Annotated in this window: 1 protein-coding gene; it reads left to right on the top strand. The window is 59.6% G+C overall.

Going from position 1 to position 376, the window contains the following annotated elements; genetic code table 11:
* Positions 1–296: 296 nt before the first annotated feature.
* Positions 297–376: hypothetical protein (locus ACTJJN_RS27045; RefSeq protein ID WP_373446728.1), on the top strand; the 80-nt coding region annotated here is incomplete at its 3' end.

Genomic DNA, 376 nt, shown 5'->3' with positions numbered 1-376 from the left:
ACCACCAATCTGTGTAGGAGCGGGTTTACCCGCGAATGCGGTGGCGGCGGCAACGGTGAACGGCAAGTGGGGATTGGCCAGCAGGGCCGGCCTCTTCGCGGGTAAACCCGCTCCTACAGAGGATGGTGCGACGCCAGGCTAGAATGGCTTCCACGCATCATTAACGTGACTTTCCTGCCCCCCCCCTACGTCAAGACTTTGGTTCGGGGCACTTCTGCTCTGGACCTGGCGATGCCAGCGTACCGTGCTGCGCATTTCTGGACTTCCCCGTCCCATCACTTGAGGTAGCAAGCAAGATGGCCAAGGCCGCCGATGTCGTTGTGCAATGCCTGGAAAACGAAGGTGTCGAGTATGTATTCGGCATTCCCGGTGAGGA

The organism is Pseudomonas sp. 22515, from assembly GCF_052044625.1.
Classification (GTDB): domain Bacteria; phylum Pseudomonadota; class Gammaproteobacteria; order Pseudomonadales; family Pseudomonadaceae; genus Aquipseudomonas; species Aquipseudomonas alloputida.
This window is presented reverse-complemented; position numbering and strand designations above follow the sequence as displayed.